We start from the raw sequence: 23,445 nt of genomic DNA on the forward strand, positions 1-23,445 counted from the left end.
CGATCGACGGCCAGATTAAGGCAATGGCATCCGGTCGGGTGCAACACCAGCACCCCGGATCCGCTCATGGACAAACGGCTCGAGGGAGGAGCAATGTCAGTCGAACCTATTCAGAATATTCCGGCGGATCGCCGGCCGCCGGTCAATGAGGACCTTGGCTATCACAAGGCCTTGAAGCCGCGGCAGATCCAGATGATCGCCATTGGCGGCGCGATCGGCACCGGTCTTTTCCTTGGCGCAGGCGGACGCCTTGCCGCGGCAGGTCCGGCTCTCATCTTCGTCTATGCGCTCTGCGGTTTCTTTGCCTTTCTCGTGTTGCGCGCGCTTGGCGAACTGATCATGCATCGCCCGAGCTCCGGCTCCTTCGTTTCTTACGCCCGCGAGTTCTATGGCGAGAAGATGGCCTTTGCCGTCGGCTGGATGTACTGGCTGAACTGGGCCATGACATCGGTTGCCGATGTGACGGCCGTCGCCCTCTACATGAATTTCTTCAAGCACTACGTGCCCTGGCTGGCCGGTATCGACCAGTGGGTCTTCGCGCTGATCGCGCTGCTGGTGGTGCTGGCCATGAACCTTCTATCGGTGAAGGTCTTCGGCGAGCTCGAATTCTGGTTCAGCCTGATCAAGGTTCTGGCGCTGGTCAGCTTCCTCGTCATTGGCATCTATTTCGTCGTGTCAGGTACGCCGATTGCCGGTCATTCAGCAGGCTTCAGCATCATCAGCGATAGCGGCGGTTTCTTTCCCAATGGCATCTTGCCGGCCTTCGTCATCATACAGGGCGTGGTCTTTGCCTATGCATCGATCGAACTGATCGGCACGACCGCTGGCGAAACCGAAGATCCGCGCAAGGTGATGCCGGGTGCGATCCGCACGGTAGTTGCCCGTCTGTTGGTCTTCTATGTCGGCTCGGTCCTGCTTCTGTCGCTGCTTCTGCCCTATACGGCCTACAAGGCGGGTGAGAGCCCGTTCGTCACCTTCTTCGGGACGATCGGCATCCAAGGTGCCGATATCATCATGAACCTCGTCGTGCTGACGGCCGTTCTGTCCTCGCTCAATGCCGGCCTTTATTCGACGGGTCGCATCTTGCATTCGATGGCGGTTTCGGGCTCGGCACCGGCAGCGCTCGCCAAGATGAATAAGGCCGGCGTGCCTTATGTCGGCATCGCCGTGACGGCTGTCGTGACCGTCATCGGCGTGGCGCTGAACGCCGTCGTTCCGTCGGCCGCTTTCGAGATTGCCCTCAATATCTCGGCGCTCGGTATCATCTCCGCCTGGGGCGTGATCGTATTGTGCCAACTGAAGCTCTGGAAGTTGTCGCAGCGCGGCGAGATGGCCCGCCCGGATTTCCGCATGTTCGGCGCGCCCTACACCGGTATCCTGACGCTCGTTTTCCTCTTCGCGGTACTGGTGCTGATGGCGCTCGACTATCCCGTCGGCACGTGGACGATTGCGTCCCTCATCCTGATCGCACCGGCTCTTGTCATCGGCTGGTATCTGTTGCGTGACCGCATCTATCGGCTGGCGGCCGAGCGGGGCCAGTCGTGACGGCAGGGCAAGTCAATCCGCTGGTGGCAGTCATTGCCACCGGCGGCACCATTGCAAGCGAGCGCACCAATAGCGGCGCCAGCATACCGTCGTTGACGGGTGAAAGCCTGCTGGCGCTTCTTCCCAACATGCCTGTCGATCTCAGACCCATCGAGCTGATGGCGAAGGATTCGGCGAGCCTGACGCTCGCTGACATGCAGGAGATTAGCGACAAGGTCGGCGAACTGCTCGCCGATGATGCCATCAGCGGCATCGTCATTTTGCATGGTACGGACGCCATGGAAGAGACGGCGCTGCTTGTCCATCTGCAGCATGGCTTGATTAAGCCCGTCGTGTTTACCGGTGCGCAATTTACCGCTGATCATCCCAAAGCCGACGGACCGGGTAATCTCGCCGCGGCCGTTGCCGCAGCCGTCGATCCGGCCAATGCGGGCCGCGGCGTGCTCGTCTGTTTCGGCGGCCGCCTGCTGCCGGCTTGGGGGCTTTATAAGCACTCTTCCGATGTTGCCGACGCTTTTCGACAATCGCGGCCGCTCGAAAATCCGCCAAGCCCGTGCCTTGCGGCGGCACTTGATAACGTGCGGATTGATGTCGTCGCAATCTACCCTGGCTGTGACTCGGTGCATGTGGATGCGAGCCTTAGGGCCGACGCCCATGGCATCGTTCTGGCTGCCCTCGGTTCCGGCAATGCCAATCCGCGTCTGGTCGAAGCCGTCAGGCGGTGTGCCGATGTCGGCGTACCCGTCGTGGTTTCCAGCCGCGTACCGGATGGATTGCTTGTTTCCAGCTATGGCGGTGGCGGCGGCGGGCATGACCTTGCTGCGGCCGGGGCAATCCATTCCTCGACGCTACGCCCGGGGCAGGCGAGAATTTTGCTGGCATCCCTCGTCGCGTCCGGTGCAAGCGCGGAGGCGATCGAGCACACGTTTGCGGACTTCGCCAGCGACCCTACGCCCTGATTGCAGCCACGAAAACGGGCCGCCCCTCGATTGACGGCGCGGCCCGAACATTCGCTGAATACTGTCTTCGTTATGCCGTTTGCGTTGCCTTGGCGACGACGACGGGGATCAGGAGGTCGCCCCAGTTGCCGTTGCCGCCGTGGTGACGGGCCGAGCGGACGAGCTCGACCGAAACGCCGGCCTCGACCGCATTCATGACGGTTTGGTTGAGGCGATGCAGTTCGTTGGCCAGCATGCGGATGACCGCCTGCTGATCGGCATTCATGGTGAGAGATTGCTCCTCCGCTCTCTCGCGAACGCGTGCTATCGATGCCATGTCATTCTCCTCCTAATTTCCTGATATCACTCTGCTGCCGGTTTGAATTGGGCATGCTCTGTCGATCCGTGCATGGCCGTTGTCGATGACTGGCCGCCGGTGATCGCCAGCGAGACCGCATCGAAATAGCCGGTGCCCACTTCGCGCTGGTGCTTGGTGGCGGTGTAGCCATTGGCCTCGGCTGCAAATTCGGCTTCCTGCAGCTCGGAGTAAGCGGCCATCTGGCGAGCCTTGTAGCCGCGGGCGAGCTCGAACATGCCGAAATTCAGCTGGTGGAAGCCGGCAAGCGTGATGAACTGGAACTTGTAGCCCATGGCGCCAAGCTCGCGCTGGAATTTTGCGATCGTCGCATCATCCAGGTTCTTCTTCCAGTTGAAGGACGGCGAGCAATTGTAAGCTAGCAGCTTGCCCGGATGGACCCGATGCACGCCTTCGGCAAATTTACGTGCCTGTTCCAGATCCGGTTTCGACGTCTCACACCAGATGAGGTCGCAATGCGGTGCATAGGCGACGGCACGGGCGATGCAGGGCTCGATGCCGTTCCTGACCTGATAGAAGCCTTCGACCGTGCGTCCGGCGTCGTAGTCGACGAAGGGTCGGTCGCGCTCGTCGATGTCCGAGATCAGAAGCTTCGCTGCTTCGGCATCGGTGCGCGCCACGACAAGGGTCGGCACGCCCATAACGTCGGCGGCAAGCCGCGCCGCGTCGAGATTGCGGATATGCGCCGCCGTCGGAATGAGCACCTTGCCGCCGAGATGGCCGCATTTCTTCTCCGATGCCAACTGGTCCTCGAAGTGGACGCCGGCCGCACCCGCCTCGATATAGGCCTTCATGATCTCGAAGGCATTGAGGGGGCCACCGAAGCCCGCTTCGGCATCGGCGACGATCGGCGCAAACCATGTGTCAACGGAAGGCCCTTTGCCTTCGGCGGTTTCGATCTGGTCGGCCCTTTGCAGCGTGCGGTTGATGCGCTTGGCCAACTCTGGACCCGCATTGGCAGGATACAGCGATTGGTCGGGGTACATGGCCGAGGCCGTATTGGCGTCGGCGGCGACCTGCCATCCCGAGAGATAGATCGCCTTCAGGCCGGCGCGAACCATCTGCATGGCCTGATTGCCCGAAAGCGCGCCAAGCGCATTGACGAAATCCTCCTCGTGAATGAGCTGCCAGAGACGGTTCGCACCCATTTCGGCCAATGAGTGCCGAATGGTGATCGAGCCGCGCAGCCGCTCCACATCCGCGGCCTGATAGGGGCGCTCGATACCATCGAAACGTCCGGCGGGCGCGCTGGGAACCAGTTTGTAAAAATCTGTCATACTATTCTCCCGATACTTTTCTCTCGATCCTCCGATCGATCTCGACTGCATAACTATTTTTACAACATTGATGCTGAAACAGCGAGCAAAACTGGAAAATGCTGTTAGATAAAAGGGTTATGATGTGTTATTGTTGACATCCGTTTTCGGTAAAATTGTAAATCTTGTAAAAGGTTGCCGACTGAAGAATTGTAAAAGGTATGACTCATGGTTGAGCGCAAGATCTTTGCCGGCCCGAAGGTTCGGCGCATCCGCATGGGCCTCGGTCTGACGCAGACGACGATGGCGCAGGCGCTCGATATCTCGCCGTCCTATCTCAATCTCATCGAGCGCAATCAGCGGCCACTGACCGTACAATTGCTGTTGAAGCTGTCGGCGGTCTACAAGGTTGATCTCGACGAATTGCAGGGCGAGCAGGGCGGCAGCGCAGGGCAATTGCGTGAAATCTTTGCCGATCCATTGCTGGCAGGCGAGATCCCCGGCGATCAGGAGCTGATCGAACTCGCCGAAGCTGCGCCGAATGCGGCAAACGGCATGATCCGGCTTTATCGCGCCTATCGCGAGCAGGCCGCAAGACTGTCCGATCTCGCCGAGCTTCTAGCCCGCGAGGGCAGGGTTGCCGAGGTCGCCGGACCGCGCCTGCCGCTCGACGAGGTTCACGATCGCCTGCAGTCGCGCCCAAATTTCTTTGCTCGCATCGAAGATGCTGCGGAAACCTTCCATGAACGCCTATCGCCCGGCGACGACCTGACGGGCGCTTTGAAGGCATGGCTAAAGGCCGAGCATGGCATCGCGGTACGCCTGTTGCCGGTGCACGCCATGCCTGGCTTGCGTCGGCGCTATGACCGGCATTCGATGCGGCTTTTCCTGTCGGAGCGTCTGTCGCCCTTTGATCAGATCCGGGAGATTGCGACAGAAGTCTCTCTTTTGGCCCTGCGCGAGGAGATCGCCGCCGAGCTGACCTCCCTCACGCTTTCGACACCAGAAGCCAACCGCATCGCCCGCTTCGAGCTGGCGCGCTACGCGTCCCATGCGCTTCTGATGCCCTATGGCGCCTATCTTTCGGCAGCGCAGCGACTGCATTATGATATCGAAGCCCTCGGCGCTCGCTTCGGCGTCTCCTATGAGCAAGCCGCGACGCGGCTGAGCAGCCTGCAGAGACCAGGCGCATCCGGCATTCCGTTTTTCCTGATGGAGATCGACAATGCCGGCCATCGCCTGCGCAAGGCGGGCGCCCAAGGCTTTCCGCAGGCGCGCTTCGGCGGCGGCTGTCCGAAACTCAACATCCATGCCGCCTTCGCTCAGCCCGGACAGATATTGGTGGACGCTGCCCAGATGCCTGACGGGGCCGGCTTCCTGACCGTATCGCGAACGATTGAGGGACCGCGAGCCGATTTCGGAGAAAGGGTACGCCGCACGGCACTTCTGATCGGCTGCGATATCGCCCATCGTGACGAGGTGGTCTATGGCAAGGGGTTGGATGCCAATCAGACCCCAATCGGCCCCGCCTGCCGCCTATGCGAACGGCAGGGCTGTCTGGCGAGAGCCGAGCCGCCGGTGACGCGCCCGCTTGGCCTCGATGAAATGGCGGCCGGTCTCAGTGTGTTCGATTTTCAGTGATTGCCTTGATTGCCATTGTTGAAAATAAGGCCTGAACCTCGCCGCGACGAGTGGAAGACCTAGCCTCATCGAGAATGCTGCGCTCGCGACCGGGCTTTCAAAGCGAACGGGATCGGCGGATCACCTCGGCCCGCGTCGGTGCCCCGGATCGTCCTCCAAAGGACTCGCACTTGATGGCAGCGGCTATGGAGGAAAAGCGGATTGCGTCTGCCGGCGCCATTCCCTCGGCAATCGCCAGCGCGAAGGCGCCGTGGAAGATGTCTCCTGCGGCAAGCGTGTCGACGGCTTTGACGGAAATGGTCGGGCAATGCGCGACGGCGTTGTTTTGCTCGTCGAACCAGTAGCTGCCGGCCGACCCTGCCGTGATGCAGATGAAAGCATGATCGAAGCGCTGTTTCAGACGATGCGCCATCGCGGACACATCGCTCGCTCCCGTCAGGCGCTGTGCGGCCGGCTCGGAAAAGACAATATGGGTCGCTTCCGGTGCCAGTCGTTCGATGATGCCGTCAGGAGCCACGTCGCCGTCGAGAATGGCGGGCTTGCCCATCGCTCTGGCAGTTTTGAGAACCTGCAGCGCCAGCGCCGGCCAGCGAACGTCCACCAGCACAGCATCGAATGCAGCGATATGCTCGGCCGTGAATTCCTTCACCGTATGGTGCAGCTTCGGATCGTAGAAGGGAACGATCAGCCTTTCGCCGTCATCGTCCACCAGGATCGTCGAGACAGCGGAACGGGCGCCGCCTACACGCAGCATGCCGTGCATATCGATGCCGGCGGCATCCAGATCGCGGATAATGCGCTCGCCGGTATCGTCGTCACCAACGGCGCCCCACAGGCTCGCCTCGCCACCGAGCCGGACAATGACGTAGGCAGCGCTGGAGGCCATGCCTTCGGTGATCTGCAGCATGTCATAAGGCAAAACCTTCCCCTGACCGTGCGGAAGGGTATGGACGCGAAAGAGCGTATCGAGAACAGCGGCGCCGACGCAAAGAACGTGCTTGGCCGCGCCGGCGGGCGGATCGAAGATGGATGGAGCGGTCAAAGTCGCTTTCCGCTTGCCTTGTCGAAAAGATGGATGCTTGCCGGATCGACGCCGATTTCGATCTTGTCGCCGAAGCGGATATCCAGCCGCTCGCGGAACAGGCAGGAGATTTCCTCGCCGCCGCAATCGAGCTTGACATAGATCTCAGATCCCGTGCCTTCGACAATGCCGACGCTTGCCGACAGGCCGCTTGCCGCAGCGCGGATATGTTCGGGCCTGATGCCGTAGACGAGGGGACGTCCCCCGTGCTCCGCGATCGGAAAGCCCTCCGGCAAGGGCAGGATGAGACCCTTGTCGCTGCGGAAGGCGCCCTCCTCGATCCTGCCGTCGATGAAGTTCATCGAGGGCGAACCGATGAAACCCGCGACGAACAGGTTGGCTGGACGATCGTAGAGTTCGAGCGGCGCGCCGACCTGCTCGATCAGGCCGCCATGCAGCACGACGATCTTGTCGGCCATGGTCATTGCCTCGACCTGATCGTGTGTCACGTAGATCGTCGTTGTGCCGACGCGCTGATGCATGGACTTGATCTCGCCGCGCATCTGCACGCGCAGCTTTGCGTCGAGGTTGGAGAGCGGCTCGTCGAACAGGAAGACCTGCGGATCCCGCACCAGTGCGCGGCCCATGGCGACGCGCTGGCGCTGGCCGCCGGAAAGCTGACGAGGCAGACGATCCAGCAGATTTTCCAAACCGAGGATGGCGGCCGCCTTCTGCACCTTGGCCGCGATTTCCGAAGCGTTTGCCTTTTTCAGTTTCAGCGCAAAGCCCATGTTTTCGGCGACCGTCATATGCGGATAGAGCGCATAGTTCTGAAAGACCATCGCGATATCGCGGTCGCGCGCCGGCAGATGGCTGACTTCGCGCCGACCGATATGAATTTCACCGTCGCTGACCTCTTCAAGCCCGGCGATCATGCGCAGCAGGGTGGACTTTCCGCAGCCCGAAGGGCCGACGAGGACAACGAATTCGCCGTCGGCGATATCGACGCTGATATCGTGAATGACCTTCACCTGGCCATAGCGCTTCTGGATGCTCTGTATATTGACGGGTGCCATGAATGTGATCCTTTCCAAAAGGGGAGGCGGTCATTTGACCGCGCCGGCCGTCAGACCGGCGATGATCTGCCGTTGCGCGAACATCGTCAGCACGAGCACCGGCAACGTCACGATCAGGGCCGCCGCCGCAAGCGGTCCCCAGCTCACCTGCTCGAAGGAGAGCATGTTATAGACGGCCACCGGCAGTGTGCGGGTCTCGCGGCTCGCAAGCACGATGCCGAAGACGAAATTGTTCCACGAGAAGATGACCGAAAGAATGAAGGCGACGACGATGCCGGGACGGGCGATCGGCAGGGCGACGAGGCGGAAGACTTGCCATGGCGTCGCGCCATCGATGCTTGCCGCCTCCTCCAGTTCCATCGGCGTCGTCTCGAAATAGCCGATCATGATCCAGACGACGATCGGCACTGTGACGACGAGATGGATGATGATCTGCGGCCAGAGCGTTCCAAGCAGATTGAGCCATTGGAACAGCAAAAACAACGGGATGAGGAAGGAAAGACCGGGCGTCATGCGAGCGATCATAATGACGACGGCAGACTTCTCTGCCTTCAGTCGCGCGATGCCGTAGCCGGCCGGCACGCCGATGACGAGCGCGAGCAGGGTGGCCGCCCCCGTGACGAGAATGGAGTTCCAGAAATAGAGGAAGAAGTTGTTTTCCTGGAAGACATTGACGTAGTTCGCCCAGGCGAAACGGTCCGGAATGAGGATTGGCGGATAGGCGCCGTTATCGATCTCGTATTTCAGCGACAGCGAGATCATCCAGAGGAAGAACAGAATAACGGGCGAGACGATGACCAGGGCCACGAAGAACAGGCCGATACGGTTGAGTGTCGAGCGTTTCATCTCAATGTCCCTCCGCGTCGGTCCATTTCGTCCGCTGCCGCATCATCAGGAGGATGAAGGAGAGCGCGACGATGAGGATGAAGAACACCACAGCCATGGCCGAGCCATAGCCGATGTCGTAATAGGAAAAGGCGGTGTTGTAGAGGTAGATGTTGATGGTCTCGGATGCCGTTCCCGGGCCGCCCTGCGTCATCGCATAGATGATGTCGAAGCTCTTGATCGCATCGATACCGCGGATGATGACGGCGATCATCAAGAAGGGCGAGATCATCGGCAGCGTCAGATAACGGAACTTCTGCCAGGCGTTGGCGCCGTCGATTTCGGCGCTCTCATAAGGTTCGCGCGGCACGGAGGCGAGGCCGCCGAGCACGATCAGCATGACCAGCGGCGTCCATTGCCAGACTTCGACCAGAACAAGCGAGGGGATGACGCTTGTCTGGTTGTAGATCCATTCCTGCGGTCCGATGCCGACAAATGATAGCAGGTAGTTGAGCACGCCGAGTTGCGGATGGAACATCATGGTCCAGACGAGGGCCACGGCAACCGGCGTTGCCATCATCGGCATGACGAAGATGCCACGCAGGAAACCGCGCAACGGAAAGTTCGCATCGAAGATGAGTGCGGCCAGCGTTCCGAAGATCAAGGGGCCGACGACGGAGAGCACGGTATAGAAAACCGTGTGCCAAAGGGATTCCCAAAAGCGTGCGTCAGTCGCCAGCCGCACATAATTGTCCCAGCCGACGAAACTCTGCGATTGACCGAGCGTCCACTTGTTCACGCTCATCCACAGGGTGAAAACCCAGGGAAAGACGATGACAGCGGCAATCACGATCAGCGCGGGGATGACGAAGGGCCAGTAGTTGGTAGCAAGCCGTTGCGGCTTGCTCCTTCCTTTGGTTGCCTTCGCCGCAGTATCTTCGATGCTCACAGAAGCCATCATCCCTCGCTTCGTGCCAGAACCGGCTCGAACTGGGCGGTCGCCGTCTTCAGTTCAGCTGCGGGATCTGCGCCACCGATCATGTTCGTCAGCGCGACACCGTAGATGTCGCGGAACTCGGTGACCGGGATGATAACGGGCAGCGCGAGCTGAGAGACCTTGGCGGAGCCGGCGACAGCATCGAGCCAGGCACCCGGCATCTTCACACCCTCGCGCACCTTCTGATCCTCCAGGATGGATTGGCGGAAGGGAACACCGGCGCCTGCCTGCAGGAGGCGCGCGCCCATGTCGTGCGAAATCGCCCATTGGCAGAAGAGATAAGCGGCTTCCTTTTTCTGGCTGGCCGCCGTCACGCCGAGGCCGTCGCCGGTCGTCGCCGCTGCCTGCGCATTCGGTCCTTTCGGCATGACGCCGTAGCCAACCTGGCCGACGACGCGGGATTTTTCCGGGTTTTCGATCGGCGGCGCAAATCCGACGCCATCGACCCACATGCCGATCTTGCCCTGCAGGAAGGCCGATTGCGCTTCGGCCCAGTTGAAGCCGGAGACACCCGGAGGCGCCGATTTCGTCATCAGGCGCTGATAGAGCTTGGCAGCGTCGACCGCGCCCTGCGATTCCGTCTGCAGCTTGCCGTCAGCCGAAAGCGGCGTCGTGCCATAGCCGAGCATGAAGGTCGTCCACACCGGCGCGTTGGCATTCTTCAGGCCGCGTGCCACGAAGCCGTAGGTATTGGTCGACTTGTCGGTCAGCGCCTCGGCGGCCTTCGCCATATCTTCGAAGGTTTCCGGATAGGCGAGGCCCTTCTTCTCGAACAGGGCCTTGTTCCAGTAGACGATCCAGTAGTCGACCGAGAAGGGCAGGGAGCGCATGACGCCTGCGGAATCCTTGGCGAACTTCAGGCCAGCCTCGGCGAAATCGCTCTCCGTCAACGACGGATCGGTGAGCGACGGGTCCTTCATGAAGCCGCTGATATCGGCAAGCCAGCCGCCCTTTTCGAACTGGCGCTTCTGGACGTGATAGCTCAGATGCACGACGTCGAAGCTTGGCTTGCCGGAGCTGAGCTCGATCGTGGTCTTCTGTCGCTGCTGTTGTTCCGGCGTCGCCTCGGCATTGACCTTGATGCCGGTCAGGGCTTCGAACTCGCTTAGGTATTTGAGGATCGTCTCGCTGCGCGGGCTCTTGACCAGATTGACCTCGAGCGTCGTGCCGGCAAAGCGCTTCCAGTCTACCGCGGCTGAGGCGGTGCGCACGCCCATAAGGCTCGTTGCGCCTAGTGCGGCCGTGCCGGCCATGAAGCCGCGACGTGTCGGATTGAAAAATGACGATGACATGTTGTTCCTCCTCCTCTGGCCGAAAATCTCCTCATTCGCGGCCTGTTGTCTAAAGCTGTTTACATCTTTAACGCGCGATCCCGCGCTCCGCCGATATGGGCTACCAGCGCGGTAACCGCCTCTTCGGCTGAGCGCCTCTTAATGGCTTCAAGCACTTTCAGATGCTCTTCCATAACCGGGCCGACATGGCCGTTGATACGAAACCTGTCCTGGCTGATCAGCCGCATCTTGATCGAATTGACCCGATAGGCATTCGAGATGATCGTGTTGCCGAGCGCATCGATGAAGGCATCGTGCATGCCCCAGTCCACCGACTGCGCGTGAAGTTCGAGTTCTTGCGAGCTGTCGCCGGCCCGAATGGCATCCGCGATATCGCGATGGTCCTTCAAAAGCTTGGCAATCGTCTCGTCTGACGCCGAATAGGTGAACAGCGCGACGGCTTCCTTTTCCAGAAAGAGACGGAGCTGGAAAGCCTCCCGGATCAGGTCGAGATCGATATGCGCGATCTGCAATCCGCGCTGTGGAACCGTCTTGATCAGCCCTTCGGCCTCCAGGCGCGGGATCAATTCGCGGATCGCGCCGAGCGTCAGTCCCGTTAGTTCGACTAACCGCCGCTGCGATATGAATTGCCCAGGGCGAACGTCGCGCGCCAAAAGATGGCGCGTGAAGCTCTCATAGGCTTTCTCTCTCAACGTCGTCTGTTCGCCTGGTCCGTCCATCGGGAGCTCCGGGCTGTTCGGTTAGGCTGCCTTGGCGCGAAACAGCGCGCCGAAAGCGGCAAAGAGCGTGTCGGAATCTTGGCTGTTCAATGCCACGAGCGGCGGACGTACAGCGAGCCAGCCATCGTTGTCAGTCAAACAGGCGAGAATGGCCTTGATCGAGGGGATGACCGGATAGTTCAGCAGTTGCCCGACGAAGCGCTCCACATTGGCGTCGTCGATGCCCTTTTCCGCCATGACCTGAACTTCGCGAGGAAGGAGATTTGCCATGCCGGAGATTGCTCCCTGTCCGCCGAGCCGAACGCCGCGGGCCAGATGCCGCTCGTCACCGATCAGTATGATGAGATCGCCATGCGTCTTCAGCAACTCCTCGGTATAGGGCCAATCGCCGGAGGAGTCCTTGACGCCGACAACAACATCCGGAAATGCGGCGCGCAGGCGGCCGACCAGCGAGATCGAGAGCGGCACCATCGTCACCGACGGAATATTGTAGACGATCACGTCGCGGGCATGGGTGCCGAGCATGGTGAAAACGGCCGAAAACCATTTGAAGAGGCCGTCGTCGCTGACATTCTTGAAGTAGGAGGGTGGGGCGAGGAGAATGTTGCGGACACCTTGTGCCAGCGCCTGTCCAGCCTGGGCAGCGGCATCCTCGGCGGCATCGACGAGCACGCCCATGACGATTTGCTTGGGCGCAATGCCGGCGGCGAGCATCGCGGCCAGAACCTGCTTGCGCTCCTGCATGCCGATCGACGCGCCTTCGCCCGTGGTGCCGAAAAGGGTGACGCTCTTGCAGCCATTGGCAAGGCAATGCTTCGCCTGCTCGATCACGCCTGGGATTGCAATCTCGCCATCCGCGTCGAAAGCTGTTGCCAGCGCGGCCGACAGGCCAAAATTCTCACTCATCCGATCCTCCCAAACTCATGAGTTAGTGCGTAGCATACTGACATGTTAGTTGTAAAGTAAAGTTCGTTTCAGTGATGCATATGTGATTTACTGGATGAGGAAGAGCATCGCGAGGGAACTTCCGCCGCGACGAATATTGGATATGCAGCGTGCTGTTGCCGCCGAATTTTGTGGCGCAGACCATGCTTGGCTCGACCGCGCGGAGAAAGCACGATCAGCGACGTTGCAATGATATCGCTTGTTAGGCTGGCGAGGTGTTAGTTCCCGACAGGCACATAATCGAGCCCGCCATCGATCTGCGAAGGCCGCCCGTCGAGGAAAAGCTCGCCGATGCGCGGCGCCGAGCGGGCGATGACCTTGCCGCGCTTGATAACGGCGAGGCGATTGGGTTTCAGGCGCAGCGCTTCCAGCGTGTCGACGGCCTGCAGTACGACGAAATCGGCATTGCAGCCCTTTTCCAGGCCGTAGCCTTCAAGGCCGAGCGTCCTGGCGGAGTTGACGGTGAGTGCGTCGAAGATCTTCTTCTTGTCTTCGATGCCCGCCATCTGCGCAACGTGGATGGCCATATGACCGACTTCGAGCATGTCGCCCGAGCCCATCGAATACCAGGGATCCATTACGCAATCGTGGCCGAAGGAGACGTTAAGTCCGGCATCCATCACTTCGCGCACGCGCGTCATGCCGCGCCGTTTAGGATAGGTGTCGTGCCGGCCTTGCAGCATGATGTTGATGAGCGGGTTGGGGATGACGTTGATCTTCGCCTCCGCCATCAATGGGATGAGCTTGGAGACGTAATAATTGTCCATCGAATGCATCGAGGTCAGGTGCGAGCCTGCGACCCGGCCCTGCAGTCCGAAGCGGATAGTCTCTGCCGCCAGCGTCTCGATATGGCGCGACATCGGATCGTCGGTTTCGTCGCAATGCATGTCGACGGGAAGGCCGCGATCGGCCGCGATCCTGCAAAGTGCCTCGACCGAGGCTCTGCCTTCATCCATCGTCCGCTCGAAATGCGGAATGCCGCCGACGATATCGACGCCCATGTCGAGCGCGCGTTCAAGAGAGGCCACGCCATCCTTGGCGCGATAGTAGCCATCCTGCGGGAAGGCGACGAGCTGCAGGTCGATATAGGGCTTGACCCTCTCCTTCACCTCCAGAAGCGCCTCGGCTGTCACCAGCTTTGGATCGGAGGTGTCGACGTGGCTGCGGATGAAGAGCAGGCCTTGGGTGACGGCGAGATCGCAGTAGCGCAATGCGCGATCGACAAGCTCCTCCTTCGTCACGATCGGGCGCAGCTCTCCCCAAAGCGCGATGCCCTCCAGAAGCGTGCCGGAAATATTCATGCGCGGCAGGCCAAGCGAAAGCGTCGCATCCATATGGAAGTGCGGATCGACGAAGGGCGGGCTCACCAGCCGGTTGGTCGCATCGATTTCTTCCTTTGCCTCGGCGGCGATCGAGGCTTCGATTGCTGCGATCTTGCCGTCCTTGACCGCAATGTCGATGCCCTTGCGGCCATCAGGCAGATTGGCGTTACGAATGATCAGATCGAACATGGAAGGCTCCTTGGATTATCTTTCGCCACGGCGATAGGGTTGCATCAGCGCCTGTGGCACGCGGGCACGCCTGCTCATGACGGCAAGGGCGACGATGGACAGGATATAGGGCGTCATCAGGAAGATCTGATACGGCACACCCTGCACCGCCGTCTGCAGACGCAGCTGGAATGCGTCGAAGAAGGCGAAGAGCAGGGCGCCGAACAGCGCCCGGCCCGGCCGCCATGATGAAAAGACGACAAGCGCGATGCAGATCCAGCCGCGGCCTTGCACCATGGTTGGAAAGAAGCTGTTGAAGGCGGAAAGCGTCAAGAAAGCGCCGCCCATGCCCATCAGGGCGCTGCCGGCAATGATCGCGCCATAGCGGATCTTCATCGGGTTGAGGCCTTGAGCCTCGGCCGCATGCGGGTTCTCACCCGTCATGCGGATCGCAAGCCCCGCCGGTGTGCGAAAGATGAGGTAGGCCATGACGAGCGCGACCAGGATTGCGAAATAAGTCGGGGCGGTCTGCGTGAAGAGAGCAGGGCCGATGAAAGGCAGGGTGGAAAGCCCGGGAATGGCGATCGGCTGGAACGGCGTAATGGTCGGCGGCGTCCCGGCGACGGGAACGATCAGCCGGAAGACGTAATAACTGAAACTGGATGCAAACAACGTCACACCGAGACCTGAAACATGTTGCGACAGGCCGAGCGTCACCGTCAGGGCCGAATGCAGAAGCCCGAAAATGCCGCCGGCGATCGCCGCGATCAGAAGTCCGGTCCACAGATCGGCGCCGTGATAGACGGAGAGCCAGCCGATCATCGCGCCGAAGGTCATGATGCCCTCGATACCGAGATTGAGGACACCGGCCCGCTCGCAAAGCAGCGCACCGAGCGTGCCGAAGATCAAGGGTGTCGCAATCCGCAACACGGCAGCCCAGAGCCCGGCCGAAGCAATGATATCGACAAGCGTGCTCATCGGCGGATCCTGTACTGGGTGAAGAACAAGGCGATCAGCATCGTCAGCAGCGACAGGGCGACCGTGACGTCGGCGATGTAAGTGGGGATGCCGAGGCTGCGGCTCATTCCATCGGCGCCGACGAACATGGTTGCGGTGAAGATCGCCGCAAGCACGACGCCGAGCGGGTTGAGATTTGCCAGCATGGCGACGACGATGCCGGCATAGCCGAAGCCGGGTGAAAGATCTGTCGTGACGTAACCTTTGACGCCCATCACTTCGATCGCGCCGGCAAGGCCGGCCAGCCCGCCCGAAAGGCATGCGACCTTGAAGAGCGTTGAGCCGAAGCGAACGCCGGCAAAGACGGCGCCTGACGGATTGAGGCCTGCTGCCCGCGACTGCATGCCGAAGACCGTGCGCGACTGGACGAAATAGACGGCCGCCGCAATGACGATTGCAATTGCAAAGCCGATGTGGAGGCGCGACCGCGCGATCAGTTTCGGCAGCATGGCGTGATCGGCAAGCGCCTGGGATTGCGGCCAGCCGAACGCCGTCGGGTCCTTCAGCACGCCGTCAATCAGCATGGAGACGAAGAGAACCGCGATGAAATTCAGGATGAGGCTCGTCACAACCTCGTCGACGGAGAAGCGCAGCCGCAGCCATAGCGGCACGAGGATCAATATCATCCCGGCGAGCGCGCCGATGATCATCAACAGCGGAATGAGGATCGGGCCGGGCAGCCCGGCAAGCATTTTCGACCCGAAGGCCGCAACGGCAATGGCGCCGAAATAGAATTGTCCCTCGGCGCCGATGTTCCAGAGGCGGGCACGAAAGGCGACCGCGGCGGCCAATCCCGTCAGGATCAACGGCGTCGCGCGGGTCAGCGTCTCCGTTGCCGAAAGCCTGGAGCCGAAGGCACCGAGCAGGATCCGCCGATAGGCCTCGAAGACCGGCGCGCCGGCAATCGCAATCAGGATGCCGGCGAGTGCGAGCGCTGCGATGATTGCAAGCAGGGGAGCCAGGGTCATCATGTAGAGTGGGCGGTGCTCGCGCCGTTCAAATCGCATGTTCGGTCCCGCTCTTGTCTTTCCATTCTCCGGCCATCATCAATCCCAACAGGCGCGCATCGGCCTCACTGGCATCGATCGGTGCCGAAAGGCGACCGCCGACGATGGCCTGGATGCGATCGGCTAAGGCGATCACTTCGTCCAAATCCTCCGAGATCAATAGAACGGCGGTGCCTTGCCGGCGCGCTTCCAGAATGCGTCCGTGGACGGCGGCAACGGCCCCTTCGTCCAACCCGCGCGCTGGCTGGGCGGCGATCAGGATTCGTGGTCGTTCATGGAGATTGCGGCCAAGGATCAGCTTCTGCATGTTGCCGCCAGACAGCAGCCGGGTGCGGGTCGCGGCATTGCCGCCGCGCACATCGAACGCCTCGATGATCTCCTGCGCAAAGGCCATGCCGGCACTGCGGTCGACCAGACCATGCTTCGAATAGGAGGACAGGCGCTCGAGTACGGCATTCTCCCAGATCGCCATTTCGCCGATCGCACCATCACGATTTCGGTCTTCCGGAATGCGACCGATGCCGGCCTCGATGATCGCAGCCACATCAAGATCGCCGACGGGCTTATTGAACAGAAGAAGCTCGCCGGAAGAACGGTTTGCGGTGCCGGACAGGATCTGCCCCAGGTTCGCCTGGCCGTTACCCGACACGCCGATAATGCCCAGAACTTCACCGGCACGGACATGAAAGCTGATCTTCTTCAAGCGCTCGACGCCGCCGCTTTTGAGCGTGATGTCGCGGGCTTCGAGCGCAATAGCGCCGGGGATGCTTTTCTCGCGAGTTGGGCGCGTGACGCGATGTCCGACCATAAGTTCGGCAAGCTCGGCCTTGCTGGTCTGAGATGCCTGCCTTTCGGCTGCAACCTTGCCGCCGCGCAGGACGACGATACGGTCGGCCGTGGCCATGACTTCATCGAGCTTGTGGGAGATGAAGATCAAGGATAGGCCTTGTGCGGCCATCTGTTTCAGCGTCGAGAAGAGCTTTTCTGCCTCGATCTGGGTGAGAACGGCGGTCGGCTCGTCGAGGATCAGGATGCGCGCATCGTTGTAGAGCGCTTTCAGGATTTCCACCCGCTGCTGCTCGCCGACCGAGAGATCGCCGAGGCGGGCATCGGGGTCGACCTTCAGGCCGAAACGTTCTGAGATCGCCAGAAGCTTGTTGCGGGCCGCCGTCATTTGAGATGTGAGCGACCATAACCTCTCAGTCCCCGTCATGATGTTTTCGAGCACAGTCAGGTTTGGTGCGAGTGAGAAATGCTGATGCACCATACCGACGCCAGCCCGAATTGCGGCGCGCGGCTTGCCCTTTGGCAACTCCACATTGTCGATCAGGATGCGGCCGGTATCGGGCACATAGTGGCCGAAGAGGATGCTCATCAGCGTCGTCTTGCCAGCGCCGTTTTCTCCGAGCAGGGCAACGATCTCGCCCTTTGCCAAGGACAGCGAGATATTGTCATTGGCGAGGGTGCTGCCGAAACGCTTGCTGACACCTTCGATGGTGAGAACGGCTGTGGTCATGTCGCGAAGCCTGCAATCGGGAAGCGGTGTTGCCACCGTTGCTCGGCCTCGAGCGCAGATGCAAGCTGCAGCAACAGCTTATCCTCGCTCATGGGCGCCATCATCTGAATTGGCAGCGGCAATCCCTGGGCGTCTTTGCCGAAGGGGAGCGTGATTGCCGGGAAGCCGGATATGTTGGCGAGCGAGGCAAGCGGGGCGAAGGATGTCATGCGCTCGAGATGCAAATCGATGTCCGAGTGATCCGTGGGGAAAGAACCAATCGGCGGTGGTGCGGCGGCAAGCATGGGCATGACGATGACATCGACCCTGTCGAAGATTTCCCACAGAGTGCGGCTTGCCCTGACGGCGCCATTAAGCGAGCGCCAAAGGACTGTTGCCGGCATGGCGCGTCCGCGCATGATGAAGGCTTGCGTCATCGTCTCCACGAGGCGCACGTCCAGTTTGAGATCGTCAATCACGCCGGCGATATTGACGGAGATGATATCGCCAAAGGCACGCGCGCTGGCCTGGATGGCACTTTCCATCTCATCCCAACGGATGGATATCAGCGCGTTTCCTTGGTTTTCCAGGAACCTGGCCGCTGCTTCCACCGCTTGGGCCCGATCCGACTCGATAGCGTAGTGCCGCCCGGTATCGGTAAGGAGGCCGACGCGAAGTTTGCCCGTCTTGGCCGTGTGTTGAGCGATGTCCGCGTACGGCCCCCTTGTCCTTCCCCGGACAACATCGAAGATCGTTGCGGTGTCGCGCACGGAGCGGGTGACAGCGAGTTCGCTGGCGATGCCGCCGAGATGATTGCCGAAGGAGGGACCGGCGGGCACGGCTCCGCGCGTTGGCTTCAGCCCGACAAGGCCGCAGCAGGCGGCCGGCACCCGTATCGAGCCGCCCGCATCCGTCGCATGCGCGATCGCCACGATACCGGTGGCGACTGCGGCCGCGGCACCACCTGACGAGCCGCCAGCGGTTCTGCTCGGATCCAACGGATTTCGGCAGATCGGGCCGATTGCCGGCTCGGATGCGAGTGAGAAGCCGAATTCCGGACTTGTGCTCAAGCCGAAGACGCAGAGGCCGGCATCACGAAAGCGCTCTGCCAAATCGCTGTCAGCGCCTTTGCCGGCGCGGGCGAACAAGCGAGAGCCAGCGGTCACCGGCAGCCCCGGGAAGGGGCCGCCGAGATCCTTGGCGACCGTCGGCACGCCGGCAAAGGCGCGCCGCGCAAAGTGCTCGGGATGCACCGAGGCCTCCTGATCCAGGGCGAGCGCTGCCGCGAGCCCTGTTTCAGGATTGACATAGGCAATGGCGCCAAGCCCATCTTGCTCGGCGCAGGCATCAAGCGCAGCCTGCATGGCATCCACGCAGGTAAGCGTGCCGGATTTGATGGCGCCAGCTAGCTCCGTGGCATCGGCGTATGATGGGCTGCGCATGATCGCGCCACGCAGTTACTTCGGCTGATCCGCTACCTTCGGCACTTCGAAGGTCCCGGCCTTGATGTCGGCGCGGACCTTCTCCATTGCAGCTTCGGCCTCTGCTGGTGCGATGCCCTTCACATAGACGATGTCACTGCCGCCTTCCTTCATGAGACCATAGGCCGTATAGTTGCGGCCGACCGGTTTGCCGGCGGCAACGTCGGCGATCGCAGCATTGAGAATGGGACGGAAGTACCACATCGCATTGGCAAAGACGGTGTCCGGGTAGCGTGGCGTGTAATCGATCAGCGATCCCACCGATTTGATATGCCGCTCCTTGGCGGCATCCGCGGTGCCGATGCGTTCACCGAAGAGAATGTCGGCGCCGGCGTCGATCTGCGCGAGACCGGCTTCGCGTGCCTTCGGAGGATCGAAGAAGGTGCCGATGAAAGAGACGAGATGCTTGCAGTCGGGATTGACCGCTTTGACGCCGGCGGCAAAGGCATTGATCAGCATGTTGACTTCGGGGATCGGGATCGCGCCGACCGAGCCGACGACATTGGACTTGGTCATCTTGCCCGCCAGCATGCCGGCGAGATAGGCGCCGTCATAGTTCCAGGTGCCAAAGACGCCGAAATTGCTGCCGGCTGCCTCGCCGCTGGAGCCGAGAACGAAAGCCGTATCCGGATAGTCGGCGGCGACCTGGCGTGCTTCCTTCTCCACCGCATAGGCCTCGCCGATAATCAGTTTATTGCCCTGTTCGGCATATTCGCGCATGGCACGCGGATAGTCCGTGCCCGAAACGCCCTCGGAAAAGACGTATTCGATAACGCCTTCCTTGGCGGCATCTTGAAGTGCCTTGTGAAGACAGGAATTCCAGGCGTTTTCGACCGGCGAGGCATGAATGCCTGCCACTTTGAGCGGCGCGGCTGCGCGGGCAGCCGGCGCAAGAGCGCTGACGCTGAGAGCGATGCCTGATGCAATGACGGCACGGCGTGACAGTATGATTTCATTGGTCATTTTTTAGTTCCCCAGCTTTTTGATCAATTGGTAAAAATCATATGGGGAGGCTAAAAATGTGTCAAGCGATCCCGGTGCTCAAATAATGTGCTGGGTGGCCGATATCCGCTCGTTGCCAGTGGCGGCACGGTCGCTATTTCATCGCTTCAGGCGCAACGATCTGACGGGCTTGGCTGGTAAGCACTTCACTCTGCGATCCGTTCGATCATATGGCCGATCGCCTGACGGTAGCGGTCAGCATCGCCGCCGGCATCGATCGCAAGGGCGGCCCGATCGAAGGCGGCCGATAGAATGTCGGCAAGCGCGTCCACCGGAGTGCCGGAATTACGGCCGTGATTGAGCGTTGCTTGCAAACCCTGTCTGAGAGTGAGGGCTGTCGTCTCTTCGTCCAGTTTTTTCATCTCCGTAAAGCCCAGCACCGTCGGTCCTTCGATCAGCAGAAGTCGAGTGCGACCATTAACCCGCATGGCATCGAGATAGCCGTTGCTGCCGGCAATTAACGCGTCGCGAGCAGGAAGCTGCGCCGGCGTCGCTTGCTCGATGGTGCGGGTGACCGCCAGCGCCTCCTCTCTGACGACGGCGCGAAAGAGCGCGCGCTTGTCTTCATAGTGATGATAGAGCGCGCCGCGGGTGATGCCGGCTGCTGCGACGATCTCCGGCGTCGATGTTTCAGCATAGCCTTTCTCCACGAACAGGGCTCGTGCCGCGGCGATGAGAGCAGCCTTGGTCTTCTCGGTTCTTTCACGATTGGAGCGCGGATCTTGCATGCATGCAGCCTGTATGTTATGTAAAAAATACAGGCAGATTGTATGTCTTTTTTGGAGAGATGTGAAGCATGAAGGTGACAAGCTATTATCCTGTCATCATGACCGAGCGGGTGGAGGAGACGGCCGCTTTCTACATCGCGCATTTTGGGTTTCGGGAAAACTTCGCGAGCGATTGGTATGTCCATCTGCAATCGGCCGAAGACAGCAGTATCAATCTCGCCATTCTGGATGGCCGGCATGAGACGATCCCGTCGCAAGGGCGTGGCCGGGTAGCCGGGCTGTTGCTCAATTTCGAAGTGGAAGACGTCGATGTGGTCTACGACCACGTGCGGGAAGCTGGATTGCCTATTTTGTTAGCGATCCGCGACGAAGATTTCGGTCAGCGACATTTCATAACGTCCGATCCGAATGGCGTCCTGATCGACATCATCAAGCCGATACCGCCAAGCGCCGAGTTCGCAGCTCTTTATGCCGAGAGTACCTTGCCCTCTGGCCAGTAAGGTGTTGAGCCCAATCGATAAAATCGAGCAATACAACTCTATCTTTGATTAACTAGGTCGCTTCACCCAATATTTCGCTTTTCATGCGACAAAGCCGGCAGAGGTAAGGTGACCCATGCAAGAGCTTCCGGTTTCGTCAAAAATCATCAAATCAGTCTATTTCCGTCCGGATGACGGACGGCTTTACATCCGCTTCAAGAACGGTGAGGAACGTCAGTTCACCGGCGTTCCGCAAAAGGCGGCGATCGCCATGGTAAAGGCGCCGTCGCCCGGCCAGCACTATATCGAGCACATCCGCACGAAATTCGAACGCGTCGCCTGAAGCGCAGCCTACAGCCTACACTCTGATTGGCATTTTCGCTTTGAAAGTGCCAGCTCGTTCGTCATCTGTCGCGAAGTCGAACGAGCTTTATGTTTCAGCGCATTGATAAACGCTGAGTTGCGCTATCTACATCGATCAGAACCATCTCCCAGGGAGGACGCGGCGTGATTGATGAAAAGCAGCTTATATCCAAGATCACCTGGAGGATTATGCCCTTCCTGGGCATCCTTTATCTGATCGCCTATATCGATCGCCAGAACGTCAGTTACGCAAAGCTGCAGATGGTCGGCGATCTCGGCATGAGCGAATATGCCTATGGTCTCGGCGCGTCGCTGTTCTTCATCGGTTATTTCATTTTCGAAGTGCCGAGCAATCTGCTTCTTGACAGATTCGGCGCCAGTAGGTGGTTCGCGCGTATCTTGATCTCATGGGGAGCGGTCACTGTCGCGCTCGCCTATACGCAGAATGCCACCATGTTCTACATTCTCCGTTTCTTGCTCGGCGCCTGCGAAGCCGGCTTCTTTCCAGGCGTTCTCTATCTGCTGACCCTCTGGTATCCTTCGGCCTATCGCGGCAGGATGGTCGGGCTTTTCATGATCTTCAGCGCCTTTGCCAACGCGATCGGTGCGCCGCTCGGCGGCGTGCTGCTGGATTTGAACGGGCTCTATGGTATTGCCGGCTGGCAATGGGTCTTCCTGGTGACCGGTGTTCCCGCCATCCTTGCCGGCTTCATCACCCTGTTTTATCTGCCGGACCTGCCGTCCAAGGCGCCGTTCCTTGACGACACGGAAAAGAAATGGCTGAAGGACCGGCTCGCGGCGGAAAATTCGGGCATGGAGCAGAACGCCGCCGATGGCTTCAAGGCGCTGATCAATCCGCGCGTACTGCTGATGGCGCTTTGCTATATCGGTTTCCCGCTTGCCGCTTACGGTCTCAGCTACTGGCTGCCGACCATCGTCAAGAATTTCGGCGTCAGCAACACGACGAACGGCTTCCTGAACATCATTCCATGGCTTCTTGTCGCAATCGCTCTTTATGCCGTGCCCGCGGCAGCAGACAAGGCGGAGACCAAGACGCCCTATATCGTCATTCCCGCGCTGGTCGGTGCTATGAGCCTGGTTCTGTCAGCCGTTATCCCGGACCATACGCTGCAATTTGTTTTCCTCTCCATTGCGGCAGCCGGCATTTTTGCGGGCCAGCCGGTGTTCTGGAGCCTGCCGTCGCGCTTCCTGCAGGGAGCGGGTGCGGCAGCGGGTCTTGCCGCGATCAACTCCGTTGGCAATCTCGGCGGCTTTATCGCCCAGAACGTCGTCCCCTGGATCAAGGATTCCACGGGAAGCACGATCGCGCCGATGTTCTTCCTGGCGGCCTGCCTGCTGGCAGCGGCACTTTTGGTTCTAGTGGTAGGGCGCATGGTGCCGCGCACGCCACGCCCGGAAGATTTCGGTAATTCAGGCGCAGCCCGAGTCAAATGATTGCGCTCATCTGAGCAGAACATTCTTCGGATGAGAGGGGCGGTCTGATGGCCGCTCCCGGGAGGCGTCGGCATTGACGTCAAAACGCTCGGCGAGCTTCTAGAGCACCTGGGTAAATTCGAGCTTCCAACGACGCGGCCTGCCAGAGACAGGGCCGCCATTCCCGCCATACCTCCTAGGACGGCGCGTCTGCTCACGCCGTGGGGCAATATTTCATCGCGCATCGAATCCCTCCCGTTTTAATCTCGACCTGGCTCTGCCTCGGCCGATGCGACAGGCTCCCGTCCCGTCACCATG

The 23,445-nt window shown here is 60.4% G+C and carries 22 protein-coding genes; 6 read left to right on the forward strand and 16 right to left on the reverse strand.

The features are described from left to right. Positions 1 to 93: 93 nt before the first annotated feature. Positions 94 to 1,545 carry an amino acid permease gene (locus tag FHT73_RS14440; protein WP_183712419.1) on the forward strand — a complete coding sequence of 484 codons (1,452 nt, stop codon included), beginning with the start codon at positions 94 to 96 and terminating at the stop codon, positions 1,543 to 1,545. Then, positions 1,542 to 2,504: an asparaginase domain-containing protein gene (locus FHT73_RS14445; RefSeq protein ID WP_183712421.1), complete on the forward strand. Its 963-nt coding sequence runs from the start codon at positions 1,542 to 1,544 to the stop codon at positions 2,502 to 2,504. Before FHT73_RS14440 ends, FHT73_RS14445 begins: the two co-directional genes overlap by 4 nt. A 70-nt stretch (positions 2,505 to 2,574) precedes the next feature. Here FHT73_RS14445 and FHT73_RS14450 read toward each other — a convergent pair whose 3' ends face one another. Together FHT73_RS14450 and aceA are read right to left on the reverse strand one after the other, a co-directional pair. Further along, positions 2,575 to 2,820: a hypothetical protein gene (locus FHT73_RS14450; protein ID WP_015342730.1), complete on the reverse strand. Its 246-nt coding sequence runs from the start codon at positions 2,818 to 2,820 to the stop codon at positions 2,575 to 2,577. A gap of 26 nt (positions 2,821 to 2,846) precedes the next feature. After that, on the reverse strand, positions 2,847 to 4,136 hold the full coding sequence (aceA, locus tag FHT73_RS14455) for an isocitrate lyase (RefSeq protein WP_183712423.1): 1,290 nt from the start codon (positions 4,134 to 4,136) through the stop codon (positions 2,847 to 2,849). Positions 4,137 to 4,343: 207 nt separating this feature from the next. Here aceA and FHT73_RS14460 point away from each other — a divergent pair, with 207 nt between their 5' ends. Continuing rightward, complete coding sequence (locus tag FHT73_RS14460; protein ID WP_183712425.1) at positions 4,344 to 5,756, forward strand: XRE family transcriptional regulator; 1,413 nt, start codon at positions 4,344 to 4,346, stop codon at positions 5,754 to 5,756. Positions 5,757 to 5,853: 97 nt separating this feature from the next. Here FHT73_RS14460 and FHT73_RS14465 read toward each other — a convergent pair whose 3' ends face one another. The 14 genes from FHT73_RS14465 to FHT73_RS14530 form a co-directional block, all read right to left on the reverse strand. Beyond that, positions 5,854 to 6,798 (reverse strand): sugar kinase, encoded by a 945-nt coding sequence (locus FHT73_RS14465; protein WP_183712427.1) that lies wholly within the window; start codon positions 6,796 to 6,798, stop codon positions 5,854 to 5,856. Beyond that, the gene (gene ugpC / locus FHT73_RS14470; RefSeq protein WP_183712429.1) at positions 6,795 to 7,853 is read right to left on the reverse strand and encodes a sn-glycerol-3-phosphate ABC transporter ATP-binding protein UgpC; all 1,059 of its coding nucleotides are present in this window, start codon (positions 7,851 to 7,853) and stop codon (positions 6,795 to 6,797) included. Before ugpC ends, FHT73_RS14465 begins: the two co-directional genes overlap by 4 nt. A gap of 30 nt (positions 7,854 to 7,883) precedes the next feature. Next, positions 7,884 to 8,699, reverse strand: a complete 816-nt coding sequence (locus FHT73_RS14475) for a carbohydrate ABC transporter permease (RefSeq protein WP_183712431.1) — start codon at positions 8,697 to 8,699, stop codon at positions 7,884 to 7,886. A gap of 1 nt (position 8,700) precedes the next feature. Further along, positions 8,701 to 9,636, reverse strand: coding sequence for a sugar ABC transporter permease (locus FHT73_RS14480; protein ID WP_183712481.1), 936 nt, complete (start codon positions 9,634 to 9,636; stop codon positions 8,701 to 8,703). Then, on the reverse strand, positions 9,636 to 10,967 hold the full coding sequence (locus FHT73_RS14485; protein ID WP_112415807.1) for a sugar ABC transporter substrate-binding protein: 1,332 nt from the start codon (positions 10,965 to 10,967) through the stop codon (positions 9,636 to 9,638). Before FHT73_RS14485 ends, FHT73_RS14480 begins: the two co-directional genes overlap by 1 nt. A gap of 59 nt (positions 10,968 to 11,026) precedes the next feature. Then, positions 11,027 to 11,686, reverse strand: a complete 660-nt coding sequence (locus FHT73_RS14490) for a GntR family transcriptional regulator (RefSeq protein ID WP_183712433.1) — start codon at positions 11,684 to 11,686, stop codon at positions 11,027 to 11,029. A gap of 21 nt (positions 11,687 to 11,707) precedes the next feature. Continuing rightward, the gene (locus tag FHT73_RS14495; protein WP_112411118.1) at positions 11,708 to 12,592 is read right to left on the reverse strand and encodes a dihydrodipicolinate synthase family protein; all 885 of its coding nucleotides are present in this window, start codon (positions 12,590 to 12,592) and stop codon (positions 11,708 to 11,710) included. Positions 12,593 to 12,849: 257 nt separating this feature from the next. Next, a complete protein-coding gene (locus FHT73_RS14500) occupies positions 12,850 to 14,142 on the reverse strand; it encodes an amidohydrolase family protein (RefSeq protein WP_112411117.1) in 1,293 nt (430 codons plus the stop codon). A gap of 15 nt (positions 14,143 to 14,157) precedes the next feature. Then, the gene (locus tag FHT73_RS14505; RefSeq protein ID WP_112401296.1) at positions 14,158 to 15,099 is read right to left on the reverse strand and encodes an ABC transporter permease; all 942 of its coding nucleotides are present in this window, start codon (positions 15,097 to 15,099) and stop codon (positions 14,158 to 14,160) included. Continuing rightward, complete coding sequence (locus FHT73_RS14510) at positions 15,096 to 16,145, reverse strand: ABC transporter permease (RefSeq protein WP_183712435.1); 1,050 nt, start codon at positions 16,143 to 16,145, stop codon at positions 15,096 to 15,098. The genes FHT73_RS14505 and FHT73_RS14510 overlap by 4 nt, the downstream gene beginning before the upstream one ends. Beyond that, positions 16,135 to 17,661, reverse strand: coding sequence for an ABC transporter ATP-binding protein (locus FHT73_RS14515; protein WP_183712437.1), 1,527 nt, complete (start codon positions 17,659 to 17,661; stop codon positions 16,135 to 16,137). Before FHT73_RS14515 ends, FHT73_RS14510 begins: the two co-directional genes overlap by 11 nt. Then, positions 17,658 to 19,082, reverse strand: a complete 1,425-nt coding sequence (locus tag FHT73_RS14520) for an amidase (protein WP_112415813.1) — start codon at positions 19,080 to 19,082, stop codon at positions 17,658 to 17,660. The genes FHT73_RS14515 and FHT73_RS14520 overlap by 4 nt, the downstream gene beginning before the upstream one ends. A gap of 15 nt (positions 19,083 to 19,097) precedes the next feature. Continuing rightward, a complete protein-coding gene (locus tag FHT73_RS14525; protein ID WP_183712439.1) occupies positions 19,098 to 20,084 on the reverse strand; it encodes a BMP family protein in 987 nt (328 codons plus the stop codon). 185 nt (positions 20,085 to 20,269) lie between these two features. Next, on the reverse strand, positions 20,270 to 20,851 hold the full coding sequence (locus tag FHT73_RS14530; protein WP_183712441.1) for a TetR/AcrR family transcriptional regulator: 582 nt from the start codon (positions 20,849 to 20,851) through the stop codon (positions 20,270 to 20,272). Positions 20,852 to 20,919: 68 nt separating this feature from the next. Here FHT73_RS14530 and FHT73_RS14535 point away from each other — a divergent pair, with 68 nt between their 5' ends. The 3 genes from FHT73_RS14535 to FHT73_RS14545 all read left to right on the forward strand — a co-directional run bounded on the left by FHT73_RS14535 (position 20,920) and on the right by FHT73_RS14545 (position 23,148). Then, positions 20,920 to 21,351 carry a VOC family protein gene (locus FHT73_RS14535; protein ID WP_183712443.1) on the forward strand — a complete coding sequence of 144 codons (432 nt, stop codon included), beginning with the start codon at positions 20,920 to 20,922 and terminating at the stop codon, positions 21,349 to 21,351. Positions 21,352 to 21,466: 115 nt separating this feature from the next. Then, positions 21,467 to 21,673 carry a KTSC domain-containing protein gene (locus FHT73_RS14540; RefSeq protein ID WP_015342748.1) on the forward strand — a complete coding sequence of 69 codons (207 nt, stop codon included), beginning with the start codon at positions 21,467 to 21,469 and terminating at the stop codon, positions 21,671 to 21,673. Between the two features lie 164 nt (positions 21,674 to 21,837). Beyond that, positions 21,838 to 23,148, forward strand: coding sequence for an MFS transporter (locus FHT73_RS14545; protein WP_183712445.1), 1,311 nt, complete (start codon positions 21,838 to 21,840; stop codon positions 23,146 to 23,148). Positions 23,149 to 23,445 lie beyond the last annotated feature (297 nt).

This window comes from Rhizobium sp. BK098, from assembly GCF_014193155.1.
Lineage (GTDB): Bacteria > Pseudomonadota > Alphaproteobacteria > Rhizobiales > Rhizobiaceae > Rhizobium.